At 73.7% G+C, this 12,571-nt stretch carries 13 protein-coding genes; 5 read left to right on the top strand and 8 right to left on the bottom strand.

Annotation, left to right across the window (positions count from 1 at the left end; translation table 11 throughout):
• The gene (locus DEJ16_RS03925; RefSeq protein WP_258365792.1) at nt 1–822 is read left to right on the top strand and encodes a L,D-transpeptidase family protein; all 822 of its coding nucleotides are present in this window, start codon (nt 1–3) and stop codon (nt 820–822) included.
• Between the two features lie 180 nt (nt 823–1,002).
• Nucleotides 1,003–2,088, top strand: a complete 1,086-nt coding sequence (locus tag DEJ16_RS03930) for a hypothetical protein (RefSeq protein ID WP_110823115.1) — start codon at nt 1,003–1,005, stop codon at nt 2,086–2,088.
• Nucleotides 2,089–2,216: 128 nt separating this feature from the next.
• On the opposite strand, the gene DEJ16_RS03935 is transcribed toward DEJ16_RS03930, so the two are convergent.
• The gene (locus DEJ16_RS03935) at nt 2,217–3,131 is read right to left on the bottom strand and encodes a LysR family transcriptional regulator (RefSeq protein ID WP_110823113.1); all 915 of its coding nucleotides are present in this window, start codon (nt 3,129–3,131) and stop codon (nt 2,217–2,219) included.
• Between the two features lie 71 nt (nt 3,132–3,202).
• On the opposite strand from DEJ16_RS03935, the gene DEJ16_RS03940 reads away from it, so the two are divergent.
• On the top strand, nt 3,203–4,243 hold the full coding sequence (locus tag DEJ16_RS03940) for an EamA family transporter (protein WP_258365793.1): 1,041 nt from the start codon (nt 3,203–3,205) through the stop codon (nt 4,241–4,243).
• Here the strand turns inward: DEJ16_RS03940 and DEJ16_RS03945 are convergent.
• Nucleotides 4,212–5,189 (bottom strand): epimerase, encoded by a 978-nt coding sequence (locus tag DEJ16_RS03945; RefSeq protein WP_110823111.1) that lies wholly within the window; start codon nt 5,187–5,189, stop codon nt 4,212–4,214. The two genes, DEJ16_RS03940 and DEJ16_RS03945, sit on opposite strands and share 32 nt — an antisense overlap.
• Nucleotides 5,190–5,208: 19 nt before the next feature.
• Nucleotides 5,209–5,943 (bottom strand): DUF4166 domain-containing protein, encoded by a 735-nt coding sequence (locus DEJ16_RS03950; protein ID WP_110823109.1) that lies wholly within the window; start codon nt 5,941–5,943, stop codon nt 5,209–5,211.
• A 48-nt stretch (nt 5,944–5,991) separates the two neighbouring features.
• Here DEJ16_RS03950 and DEJ16_RS03955 point away from each other — a divergent pair, with 48 nt between their 5' ends.
• A complete protein-coding gene (locus tag DEJ16_RS03955) occupies nt 5,992–6,906 on the top strand; it encodes a cation diffusion facilitator family transporter (protein WP_110823931.1) in 915 nt (304 codons plus the stop codon).
• 24 nt (nt 6,907–6,930) lie between these two features.
• Here DEJ16_RS03955 and DEJ16_RS03960 read toward each other — a convergent pair whose 3' ends face one another.
• Entirely contained in the window at nt 6,931–7,563 is a 633-nt protein-coding gene (locus DEJ16_RS03960; protein WP_110823107.1) for a hypothetical protein, read from the bottom strand.
• Nucleotides 7,564–7,747: 184 nt separating this feature from the next.
• Nucleotides 7,748–9,007, bottom strand: coding sequence for an MFS transporter (locus DEJ16_RS03965; RefSeq protein ID WP_110823930.1), 1,260 nt, complete (start codon nt 9,005–9,007; stop codon nt 7,748–7,750).
• Between the two features lie 81 nt (nt 9,008–9,088).
• Between DEJ16_RS03965 and DEJ16_RS03970 the strand changes: the two genes are divergently transcribed.
• Nucleotides 9,089–9,964 carry a LysR family transcriptional regulator gene (locus tag DEJ16_RS03970; protein WP_181419443.1) on the top strand — a complete coding sequence of 292 codons (876 nt, stop codon included), beginning with the start codon at nt 9,089–9,091 and terminating at the stop codon, nt 9,962–9,964.
• 150 nt (nt 9,965–10,114) lie between these two features.
• Here DEJ16_RS03970 and DEJ16_RS03975 read toward each other — a convergent pair whose 3' ends face one another.
• The 3 genes from DEJ16_RS03975 to DEJ16_RS03985 are packed head-to-tail and all read right to left on the bottom strand — an operon-like array spanning nt 10,115 to nt 12,487.
• Nucleotides 10,115–11,527 (bottom strand): MFS transporter, encoded by a 1,413-nt coding sequence (locus DEJ16_RS03975; RefSeq protein ID WP_258365810.1) that lies wholly within the window; start codon nt 11,525–11,527, stop codon nt 10,115–10,117.
• A 58-nt stretch (nt 11,528–11,585) separates the two neighbouring features.
• The gene (locus DEJ16_RS03980; protein ID WP_110823101.1) at nt 11,586–11,849 is read right to left on the bottom strand and encodes a hypothetical protein; all 264 of its coding nucleotides are present in this window, start codon (nt 11,847–11,849) and stop codon (nt 11,586–11,588) included.
• Nucleotides 11,846–12,487 (bottom strand): DUF308 domain-containing protein, encoded by a 642-nt coding sequence (locus tag DEJ16_RS03985; protein WP_258365794.1) that lies wholly within the window; start codon nt 12,485–12,487, stop codon nt 11,846–11,848. The genes DEJ16_RS03980 and DEJ16_RS03985 overlap by 4 nt, the downstream gene beginning before the upstream one ends.
• Nucleotides 12,488–12,571 lie beyond the last annotated feature (84 nt).

Here is a 12,571-nt window from a genome sequence, read left to right on the forward strand (position 1 = left end):
GTGCCGAGCCTCCCGACCGATCCCCGACGGCGCGCGACCCTGGTCGCCGCCGCCGTGGCCGTCGTGTGCGCCGGGGTGGTCGCCGTCGTGCTGACCGGCACGCTCACCCCGGCCCCGGCCCCGGCCCCGGCGCCGTCCGCGACCCGTGCTGCGGTGCCGTCCGCCACGACCACCGTGACACCGAGCCCGTCGGCCTCGGCGAGACCGACCGACCCCGCTGCGGTCGACGCTCCGGCCTCGACGACGATCGCCGCCGCGTCCGGTCCGTCCGTCCCGGTGAGCGCCGCGCCCGGTGGCCCCGCCACCGACCAGCTGGCGAACCCGCTGTCGTCCGGCGCGCCGCTGGTGTTCCGCGTCGTCGACCAGCGGGACGGCTGGGTGCAGGTGCAGCTCGCCCAGCGCCCGAACGGCAGCACCGGTTGGGTGCCGGACAGCGCGGTCTCCCTGTCGACCACGGACTACGCGATCGTCGTGACCGAGGCGTCGAACACGCTCGATCTCTACCGGGCCGGCGAGGTCGTCGACTCGTACCCGGTCGCCACCGGGACCGGCGGGACGCCCACACCGACGGGCCGCTTCGCGTTGACGGAGCTCCTCGCGCCGACGAACGACGGGTACGGCCCGTACGCGTACGGCACGACGGCGTTCTCCGACGTCCTCAACTCCTTCGGCGGCGGGCCGGGCCAGATCGGCCTGCACGGCACCGACGACGCGACGAGCATCGGAACCGACGCCTCGCACGGCTGCATCCGGATGCGGAACGCCGACATCACCGCCCTGGCCGGACGGCTGCCGCTCGGCACACCGATCCAGGTCCGCTGAGGTCGGCGACCCGGACGCGGCACGACGCAGCGTCGACCGTTCCCGGATCGTGACCTCCCGGTGTGCGCGTCCGTGAGGATGGCCCAATATCCTGAGCTAGGACTCAGGGGGGCCGCATCGTCGCGGGAGCCGGGGTCTGCGTCGCGCCCCGCTCGGGCGCCCGATCCCGGAAATGAGCCCATGCGCCGTCCCGTCCTCGCCACCGCCGTCGCGGTGTCCGCCTTGAGCGTCGCCCTCGTCGGCCTGCCGACCGTCGCCAGTGCCGATGCACCCGCCACGTCGACCGCCGCCGCCGCGACCACCACGCCCGTCCAGGGCACCCCGACCTCCCGCGCGGAGTGGGTGACACAGGACGACCTGACCACCGTGACGACCGGCGCGTTCCCCGACGGCTGGTTCACCACCGGCCCGACCACCTCGGGGGTCGACGGCCTCGCACTCCCGACGGGCACGCTCGTCGCGCACGCCCGGACCGGGTCGGCAGCCACCGACCTGACCGACGTGTACTCGACCGACGCCGCGGGCCGCCTCGGCCTCGGCCTGCCCACCGCAGACCTGTTCGCCGGCAGCGGCGGAACGCGCTACGCGCTGCTCCTCGACCTCGCCGGTTCCGCGGACAACACCACGCCCGCGGTCCTCAGCGCGGCCGAGGCCGGCGCCCAGGGCGTCGACGGCACGTGGCGCTCCTCCGTCGACATCGGCACCGTCCGTGCGGGGAGCGCAGCCACGCTCGCGACGTTCCAGGAACAGATCGCGGCCACCACCCCGGACGCAACCGTCAACGGCTACGGCGCCTTCGCCCGGACCGCGCCGGGCACCGTCGTCGGCATCCTCGGCAACGAGACCCGCTCGTACTTCACGCCGGAGCCGACCGCCGTGGTGGGGGTGCCCTCGAACCTGACGCCGTCGGTCCTCCGGGCGGACGGCCTGCCCGTCGAGGGCACCGGGTTCCTGCCGGGCGAAGAGGTCTCGGTCTTCCTGATCCTGCCGGACGCGGAGATCGTGCCGGACTCCAACCGCTTCACCGTTGACGCCGACGGCGCCTTCGCCGGTCAGACGACCTTCGTCTCCTCCGCGCCGCCGAGCGAGTACCAGATGGTGTTCGAGGGGCTGGACTCCGGCATCGTGGTCTTCGCGGAGCTGACCATCCAGGAGGAGCCGACGGCGGGCGTGACGCCGCCGACGCCGACGCCCGCCGTCCTGCCCGGCACCGGCACCGCACCGGTCGCCACGCCGGTCCCGGGGAACGTCTCCTTCACCGGCTGACCCTCCGCACACGACCGACGCGGGGCGTCCCTCCCACCGGGGAGGGGCGCCCCGCGTCGTCGCGTCGTCGCATCCGTTCCCGGTCACGGACGGGAGGCCCGCAGCACGACCGCGCGGTCCGCACCACCTCAGGTGGTGACGTCCGTCGCTCCGGCGACCAGGGCCTCCAGGACGACGCGGACCGCCGGTCGGACCACTCGGTCCGGCCGCACGAGCGCCTCGATCCGCCGTCCGGCGCGCACGTCGGCGAGGGTGGCGAGGTGGAACCGTCCGGGTGCGCGCGTCCGTGAGGTGTACCGCGGGACGAGCGCGATGCCGTGTCCGGCCGCGACGAGGTTCTCGATGACCGGCAGGTGGATCGTGCGGAACGCGACCGACGGCGGTGCGTCCGAGGCCGCGGCCATGGCGGTGAGCACGCGGTCGATCGGGTAGTCCTCCGGGACGCCGATCCAGGTCTCGCCGAGGACGTCCTCGATCCCCACGCGTTCCCGGCCCGCGAGGGGGTGGTCGAGCGGCAGGGCGACGTCGAGCGGTTCCCGGAGCAGCGCGACGGTCTCCACCGCGGGACGGTCGGCACGGCGCGCCCCGTCGGGCCGGTGACCGATGACGACGTCGTGGTCGGCGGTGAGCGGGGCGAACTCCCCCTCGCTGACGTCGACGTCGGAGAGTTCGAGGGCGATGCCCGGGTGCTCGCGCATCCGCGTCAGGAGCCCGGGCAGCAGCAGTTCCGCGGCCGAGGGGAACACCGCGAGGTCGACGGTCCCGGTGGCACCGGCGAGGTGTTCGGCCCAGGCGGACTCGACGGTGGCGAGGGCGGTGGCGACGCCGGTGGCCATCCCGGCCAGGACACGACCGTGCTCGGTGAGCCGCACCCCACGCCCGACGCGCTCCACGAGCGGCACCCCGGCCTGGCGCTGCAGCGTCCGGAGCTGCTGTGACACAGCACTCGGTGTCCGGTGCGTGGCGGCGGCGACCGCGGTCACGCTCCCGCGTTCGGCGAGCTCGCGGAGGACCGGCAACAGGGCGATGTCGAACCCGACCATGCAGGGACCCTACAACGATCCTGTCGGAACGTACGCTGGTGCTACTGATTCAGGTGCGGGACGATCATCCGGTGCTGTTCCGCGATCGCATCCTCGCCCTCGTCGTCGCCGTCGCCTGGGGTCTGAACTTCCCGGCGACCGCGATCGCCCTCGAGCACTTCCCGCCGTTCCTGCTCGCCGCGGTGCGCTTCACACTGCTCGCCGTGCCGACCCTGCTCTTCGTGCCGCGGCCGCAGGTGCCGTTCCGGTGGATCCTCCTCGTCGGCTCCACGCTCGGCGTCGTGCAGTTCGCGTTCCTCTACCTGGGCATGTCGGCCGGGATGCCCTCGGGGCTGGCGTCGCTCGTCATCCAGGCCGCGGCGCCCTTCACCGTCGTGCTCGCCGGGGTCCTGCTCCGCGAACGCCTGACCACCCGGCAGGTCGTCGGCGTGAGCATCGCCGTCGCCGCGCTCGGCGTCATCGCGGTGCACCGGGCGCAGACGGCCGCGTTGCTCCCCGTCGTCCTCGTGCTCCTGGGGGCGATCGGGTGGGCGACGGGCAACGTGGCGACGCGCCGGACGGGACCGGTGAACCCGCTGCACCTGACGCTCTGGTGGGCGGTCGTCCCGCCGATCCCGATGGCCGTGCTGTCGTTCGTGGTCGAGGGCCCGGAACGGATCGGGCAGGCACTGGGCACCGCGTTCACGCTCGAGGCGCTGCCGGCCGACCTCGGCGTCCTGTACATCGTCGTCGCGGCGAGCCTGGTGGGCTACGGCATCTGGTCGCGGTTGATGGGGAAGTACCCGTCGAGCACGGTCGCGCCGTTCTCGATGCTCGTGCCCGTCGTGGGGGTGCTCGCGTCCTGGGCGGCCTTCGGCGAGGTGCCCGATGCGGTCGAGGCCGTGGCCGGGGCGGTCGTGGTCGCGGCGGTGCTGTGGTCCTCGCGCCCGCCGCGGACCGGCCTGGCCATCGGGACGCCGCCGGGTGCTCGGGACGCCGCGGGGCCCGGCGGCGTCCCGAGGGCGTCGGGGCGTCCTGCGCAGACGGGGGCGTCCCGGCCCGACTCCGGCTCCGGGCCCGGCTCCGGGCCCGCCGCCCCGGTCAGCCCCGGTGCTGGCGTCGCTCCGCGATGATCCCGGCGAGCGCGCCGCGGAGGTGCGGGTACCGGAACTCGTAGCCGGCCTGCACGAGCCGGGTCGGCACCACCCACCGGCTCTTGAGCACGAGTTCGGTCTCGGTGCGGATCGCGAACGCCCCGAGCTCGAGCATCCACCGCCACGTCGGCAGCCCGAAGCGGCGCCCGACGGCGTCCCGGATCGTCGCCATCACCGTGCGGTTGTCGGACGGGTTCGGGCTCGTCACGTTGACCGGGCCGTCGAGGTCCTCGTGGTCGCGGACGAACCGGATCGCGCCGAGGACGTCCTCGATGTGCACCCAGCTGAACCGCTGCCGACCGTGGGTGTGCCGGTCGTGGTGGTACGTCCCCGCGGCCAGGCGCGCCCTGGTGGGGAACCACGGTCCGTCGTACTGGGGTCCGCCCAGGCCGGCCTGCGCGAGGCGGAGCAGGGGGACGAGGGCGCTGCCGTCGCCGAACACGATCGCCATCCGGAGCGCCACGCGGCGGGTGCTCGGCAGGTCGGCGCGGGACAGGGCGTCCTCCCACGCGCGAGCGACACCGACCGAGAAGCCCTCGCCGAGCTCCCCGGTCTCCTCGTCCTGCGGGCGGTCGTCGGCGTGCCGGTAGATGGTCGCGGTGGACGCGTTCACCCACAGCGGCGGCGGGTGCTCGGCGGTCCGGATGGCCTCGGCCAGTTCGAGCGTCGTGTCGACCCGGGAGCGCAGGATCTCCGCGCGGTTGCGGCGCCCGTACCGGCAGTCGACGCTCTTGCCCGCCATGTTCACCACGAGGTCGGCGCCGTCGACGAGCTCGCGGATCCGCAGGGTGTTCCCCCAGACGGCGTCGCCGGTGCGACCGACCGTGACGACCTCGTAGCCCTCGTCGCGGAACGCGTCCTGCAGGTACCGGCCGACGAACCCGCTCGCCCCCGCCACCACCACGCGTCGCTGCTGACCGCTCATGCTGTCCTCCTGATCCCGGTCACTCGTCGCGTACGACGGCGTACCGGAACGCCCCCTCGTACCGGTACAGCGTGCCGAGCACCGGTGCGGAGAGCACCAGGGACACGCGCTGCACGTCGGCTTCGTCATCGAATCGTTCCGTGAGCTCGACCCGCGGTGCGACGACGGCCGGGAGGCTCCACGCGCGTCCCAGCGCGCGCACCGACACGCGCGTGGAGACCAGGCGGAGGGCCCCGGCGTCGGGTCCGGTCGCCGGGACCTCCACCGTGAGCACCGCGCTCACCCGCCCGCGGGTGCCGAGGTGGTCGACGAGCCCCTCCGGCTCGGCGGTGATCGCGTCGACCATCGTCCGGTCCCCGGAGGCGAAGTGGAAGGTGCGGTGCGCACGCACCGCGGGACGCGCCTCCCGGCCGTCGGCCTGACCGCGATCGACGCGGGAGCTGCCGGACCGGTGGGCGTCGCGGCGGCCGGAGCCGGGTTCCTCGTCCGGCGCCGGGCCCCGGCCGACGCGGACCGGGCGGTTCTCGACGGTGAAGGGCACGTCGTGCTCCCAGACCGGGAACATCACCGCGTCCCGCGCGAAGACGGCGAGCACGGGCCACACCCAGCGGCGGGGCGTGCCGACGACGCTGAACGTGCCTGACCCGCGCCCGACGTACCCGGACGGGATCCGGCCGAAGTACGTGCGGAGACGCGGATGGAGCCGCGCGAGGACGTCGGCCGGCGCGCTCAGCTCGTACGGCGATCCGCTCACGCTCCCGATCCTGGCACGCCGTCGGACGGGGCTCCTACGATGGCGGTCATGGGACACGACCACGGCCACACGCACGGACCCGCGTCCGAGCGTGCGCTGTTGATCGCGTTCTGCATCTCCGCCGGGATCCTGCTCGCCGAGGTCGTCGGCGCGGTCGTCACCGGCTCCCTCGCCCTGCTCGTCGACGCCGGGCACATGGTCGTCGACACCGGCGGACTGGGCATCGGCCTCGTCGCCACACGTCTGGCACGCCGGATCCCGACGGCCCGGCGCACGTGGGGGTACCAGCGGGCGGAGGTCCTCGGCGCGACCGCGCAGGCCGCGGTCCTGCTCGCGGTCGGCGTCTACGTGGTGATCTCCGCGGTGCAGCGGTTGATCGTGCCCGAGGAGATCGAGGCGGGGCCGCTGCTCGTCTTCGGGGTCGTCGGACTCGTCGGCAACCTCATCGCGTTCGCGGTGCTCGTGCGGGCGTCCGGCGAGGGCTTCACCTCGCGGGCGGCACGGCTCGAGGTCCTGAACGACACCCTCGGGTCCGTCGCCGTGATCCTGGCCGCGGTCGTGCTGTTCCTGACCGGCTGGCAACGAGCCGACTCGGTCGCGGCACTGCTCATCGGAGCGCTCATCCTGCCCCGGGCCGTGAAGCTCCTGCGCGAGACCGCCGACGTCCTGCTCGAGGCCACCCCGCGCGGACTCGACCTGGACGCGGTGCGCGGGCACATCCTCGAGCTCGACCACGTCATCGCCGTGCACGACCTGCACGCCACGCTCGTGTCGACCGGCGTCCCGAACCTCACCGCACACGTCGTGGTGGACGACCACTGCTTCACGACGGCGCACGCCCCCGCGATCCTCGACGAACTGCAGCAGTGCGTGGCGGAGCACTTCGACGTGCCGGTCGAGCACTCGACCTTCCAGCTCGAGCCGGCGTCACACCAGCGGCACGAGCACGAGGTGCACGCCTGATCCTCCCCCTGGTGCCCCCGGGCGTCAGCAGTCGGACTCGTCCGTCGGGTAGGCCGTGATGACCCGCTCGGTCGTCGCGGACACGATCACCTTGACGAAGCCGTCCGGGCTCGGCGCGCTGCCGTCGTCGAACCGCACGGGCGCGGCGTAGCAGACCTTGCCGTCGCCGGCGTCGACCGGCAGGCCCTTCTGCGGGTTCGTCACCGCGGTCCGCACGGCGGTGAGCATGGCGTCGTCCCAGTCGCGCGCGTCGGTGTGCCCGCGGAGGACGTCCTGCCAGTCGGCGGTGTGCCGGACCCGGATGTGTTCGTACCCCTGCGCGGCGTTCCCGCACTGCATGACGACGGTGCCGAGGGCGGCGGTGTCGTACGACGCGACCTCTGCACGGGTGTCGGTGCCGCAGCGGTCGAGCACCGCGGTGCCCGGCAGGTCGGGTCCCGTCCGGGCGATGACCGCCACGCCGCCCGCGTCGCCCTCGCCGCCCGGCGTCGACTGCGGCTCGTCGGCGGTCGTGGACGCGGTGGCCGACGGTGCGGCGGTGAGGACGGCGTCGTCACCCTCCCGCGCGTTCGTCAGGGCGAAGCCGCCGACCACGAGGACGGCGGCGACCGCCGCGGCGATGCCGGTCAGCGTGGAACGCGGGCGCTTCTGGGCCATCGGGCCAGTATGGGGTGCGGCCCTCCCGGTCGGACCGGCGGGGCTGCTGCACCGCGGCGCGGTCGTCACGGTCGTCACGGTCGTCACGGTCGTCACGGTCGTCGGGACGCCGCGCGACCCCGCCCGACCCGGGCGACGCCGACGTGGCGAGCGGCGCAGGACCGGGGGCGGCGTCTCGCGGCGGTCAGGCGCGCGCGGCCAGCCGTCCGCCCGCGACGATCGCGAGCACGGAGACGAGCACCACGTACCCGATGAGGACCGGCAGGGTGGGCAGGACGAGCAGTGCGGCGCCGACCGCGACGACCGGGATCGTGAGCCCGGCGTAGGCGATGAGGAACGTCGCGGCGAGGACGCCGCCGCGCTCCTCGGGGCCGACGAGGGCTCCGGCGCTGCCGATCGAGGCACGGAACAGCAGACCCACACCGGCACCGGCGACGACCCCGCCACCGATGAACCCGGCGACCTGCAGCACCACCGCCGAGACCGCGAGGACCGCGAGACCGCCGACGAGCAGGCCGACACCGAGGCGGATCTGCCTGCGCTGCGGGAGCGCGGCGAACACGATCTGCGACAGGGCACTCGCGGCGAAGACCCCGAAGGTCGTGGCGCCGGCGGCCAACCGGTCGGTGACGTGGAACGTCGTCCCGAGGAACGTCGGCGCGACGGAGGTGAACAGCCCCTGCACCGCGAGGGCGGCGAAGGCCCCGGTGCCGGCGGCCCAGAACGCGGCGCTCTGGCCCTCCGGAGCCTGCAGGCGCTGCGGGTGGTACGGCACGGGCTCGGCCGGACGGTCGACGGTCTCCGGGACGGCCAGCACGACGACGAACGCGACCGCCAGGGCGACGACGAACACGACGTAGGGCACCATGAGCGGCTGACCGACGAACTCCGCGAGGGCACCACCGACGAGGGCGCCCAGCGACAGGCCGCCGAGGTTGACGACGCCCGCGGCGACGCTGGCGCCCTTCGCCGAGGACTCGTCGCCGGTGGCCCGCACCTTGAGCTCCCCGAGGTGTGCGGTCGCCGTCGCGGTCAACGTGCCGACACCCAGTCCGGTGACGAGTCGCGCCACGATCAGACCGGTGACGTCGTTCCAGAGGAGGAACAGCACCGCGGCGACGAGCTCCAGCGCCACGGACACGAGGATGAGCGGACGACGCCCGTGCACGTCGCTGAGGTGTCCGGCGAGCCAGAGGGAGCCGACGACGCCCAGACCGTACGCGGCGAAGACGACGGTCGTCGTGAACGTCGGGAAGCCGTCGCGCGCCTGGTAGATGACGTAGAGCGGCGCGGGGACGGTCGCGAAGGCCATCACCGAGGTGAACGCGAAGGCGACGGCCCAGAAGCCGAAGCCGTGCCGACGGCGGGTGTGCGCACGCCGACCACGGGGAGCCGGAGCGGTGGCCTGGGCGCCGGTCGCCGGCGTTTCGATGACGGTTGACATGCCCCGATCGTCCCGCCGGTGGACCATCGGGTCAAACGCAGCTCCTTGATGGCCGGCATCGATCTCGTCGATGATGTCCGGATGGAGACCCGCTTGCTCGAACAGTTCGTCACGGTCGCGGCCGAGGGCAGTGTCACCCGTGCCGCCGAGCGCCTGTGGGCGGCGCAGTCGACGGTGTCCGCGGGGATCGCGAGCCTGGAACGGTCGCTCGGGACCCGCCTGTTCGAGCGTGGCGGCCGGCGGCTCGTCCTCACCCCGACCGGAGCGGACCTCCTGCCCCACGCCCGCGCCGTGCTGGAGTCGCTCGACCGGATGCGTGACCTCGCCGCGGCGTCGGACGCGGAGCTGCGCGGTCGGGTGCGCCTCGGCATCTTCACGAGCATGGACGTCGTCGACCTGACCGGCGTCCTGCGCGACTTCCGTCGGCAGCACCCGCTCGTCGCCGTCGAACTGATGACCTCGCCGAGCGGGACGACCGGGCTCGTGCAGGACCTCGTGGCCGGGCGCCTCGACCTCGCGTACACGGGGCTGCCGAACACGCCGTCCGGGGTCGTGGTGGAGCCGCTCCGGGAGATGCCCTTCCGGGTGTTCCTCGCCGCCGACCACCCGCTGGCCGGCCGGCGCTCGGTGTCCCTCGCCGACCTGGCCGACGAGACCTTCGTGGACACCGCGCACGGGTTCGGCAACCGCATGATCCTGGACGCGGTGCTCGAGCGGCTCGGCATCCGACGTCGGGTGGTCGCCGAGATGAACGACATGCCCGCGGTGGTCCGGTTCGCCTCGGCCGGGATCGGTGTCGGGGTCGTCCCGGACTCCGGCGTCCGCTTCGACGGCGCGGTGCTCGACCTCGAGGACGTGGTCGAGCCGCTGCGGATCGGGCTCGCCATGCGGGCGGACCCGGAGCCGAACCGGGCGACACAGGCATTGGCGCGGGCGATCGTGGCGGCCCGGCGCTGAGCCGCGCGCGCAGCCGGAGCCCCGCGGATGGTCGGCCCAGCCCCCGTCGGGTCAGCCGCCGCCGGGTCAGCCGCTGTGTCAGCCGCCTCCGGAGTCAGCCCCGTCACGTCAGCCGCGGTCGGGTCAGCCCGGCGGTGAACCGCCGCCGGGTCAGCCGCGGAGCAGCGGCGCGACGGCCTCGACCGACCGCCGGGCCGCCGCCGTGGTCGACAGCACGCCGACCAGGACGATGACGGCGCCGATGCCCACGACGATCCACCACATCGGATGGGTCGCGACCGCGAACGCGGGGCTGACCGTCGCGACCGCACTCGCCCCCGTGACGGTCCCGGCGAGCGCGACGCCGAGGGACACCCCGGTCTGCCGACTGGTCGACGCGACGGCCGCCGCCGACCCGGACTGCGTGCGGGGCATGCCGGAGACCGCGGTGTTCGTGATGGGCGCGTTCACCATGCCGAACCCGAAGCCGAACAACACGAAGGCGACCACGAGGACCCACATCGGCGTCGAGACCTGCACGGTGGTCAGGACCGCACCGGCCGCACCGATCCCCAGACCCGCGAGGACGAGCGGCACCCGCGTCCCCACCGTGCCGATGAGTCGCCCGGAGACCGGCGACACGACCATCGTCGCGAGGGCCGACGGCAGCGTCCACAGCCCCGCTTCGAAGGGGGTCAGGCCGCGCACCTCCTGCAGGTACAGGGCGCTGAGGAACAGGAACGCACCGTTCGCCCCGAACGCCACGAGCGCGGTGCCCACGGCGGACGAGAACGGGACGCTCCGGAAGAAGCGGAGGTCGATGAGCGGCTCGGCGGTCCGACCTTCGACGACCACCAGGGCGACCAACGCGGCCGCGGCGAGGACGAACAGACCCAGCGTGCCCGCGGACGCCCAGCCCAGGCGAGGGCCCTCGATCAGCCCGCCGACCAGGCTCGCGAGCAGCACGATCACGATGCCCTGCCCGAGCGGGTCGAACCGCCGGGGCTTCGGCGACCGCGACTCCGGGACGAACAGGAACGTGAGGACGATGGCGGCGATGCCGATCGGCACGTTGATCCAGAAGATCGCGCGCCACCCGACGGTGTCGGTCAGCGCTCCGCCGACCAGGGGACCCAGCCCCATCGACACCCCGACGACCGCGCCCCAGACGCCGACCGCGCGGGCACGTTCCTTCGCGTCGTCGAACGTCGCCGTGATGATGCTCATCGCGACCGGGTTCATCATCGAGCCGCCGACGGCCTGCACCATGCGGAAGACGACGAGCCACTCGACGCTCGGAGCGAGCGAGCAGAGCAACGACCCGACGGTGAAGAGCGCGAGACCGACCTGGAACGTCGTCCGACGGCCGATCCGGTCGGCGGTCGACCCCGACAGCAGGAGCAGGCTCGCGAGGACGAGCGTGTAGGCGTCGATGGTCCACTGCAGGCCGGCGATGGGGCTGTGGAGTTCGCGTCCGATCGACGGGAGGGCGACGTTCACCACGGTGGCGTCCATCGACACGATGAACAGGCTCATGCAGCAGACCGCGAGGATGAGGGTGCGGTGCCGGTACCGGCTCGGCAGTGCGGGGTCACCCTGCTCGGGACGGCGTCGGCCGCGGGCCGTGCGTCCCGCCGCCGCTTCAGTGGAAGCCGTCGTCGTCTCCTCGTCCGGGGGTGTTGTGCCCGCCGAGCATGTCGTTGTCGTCCTGGTCGGAGGTCGACGTCAGCTGGAGCATCGCCATCACGACGACCACGACGACGAAGCCGACGCCGAAGAAGACGAGCGCGAGCGTGGGCTCCCGTGTCGACATCAGCACGACGAGGCCGACGACCACCGCGATGACCGCGGAGATGCCGAGGAGTTCGACCGGGCGCAGGCGGTCACGACGGCTGGGGGTGGTCATACGTGTGGTGCTCCGTCCGGGGTGGCCGCCGGAGCAGCCGTCCCCCACTTGTGCGAGAGGCCGGCGATCAGGTGGAAGACCGCCGCGATGGCGAGGTAGGCGCCGAGCAGGCCGACGAGGACGATCGAGGCGTCGAGGGTGCCGGTGACGCGTTCGACGCCACCGAGCTGCTGCGAGTAGTCGGGCGGGGTCACGAGGAAGGCGACCGCGAGCAGCAGCGTGAGAGCTCCGACGGTCGTCCAGTCCCGGGCGAACGGTGACCGCCCACGAGCGCGGAGTCCCTGCGACAGTTCGAGTGCGCCGGTCAGGACGGCGGAGCACACGACGACGGTGATCAGCGCGGGGAGACCGAGACCGCTGCACGCGATCGCCGCGAGGCCGGCGACGATGGACAGGGCGGCCTGCGCCGTCCCGGATCGCCGCGAGCGGTCGTCCCCAGGCAGCCGCGAGGTGCTCCCCCAGGCGAGGACGGCCCCGTCGACGAGGGCGAAGACGCCGAACAGCACGAGGCCGAAGCCGGCCGAGTGGTTCGGGGAGAACGTGATCACCATCGCGATCACGGCTGCCGGGACTGCCCGGAGGACCGGGACCGGCCAGTACCGTGCTCGCTGCGCGGCGTCGTCCACGGAGTGGGACACGGGACCTCTCTCGGGCTGTCGGTTCGTACGGTCGATCCTACCGCCGCGTCCGTGGGCACCCGCCCGACCGTCGACCCCGGCGGT

It is taken from the genome of Curtobacterium sp. MCJR17_055 (assembly GCF_003224335.1).
Lineage (GTDB): Bacteria > Actinomycetota > Actinomycetes > Actinomycetales > Microbacteriaceae > Curtobacterium.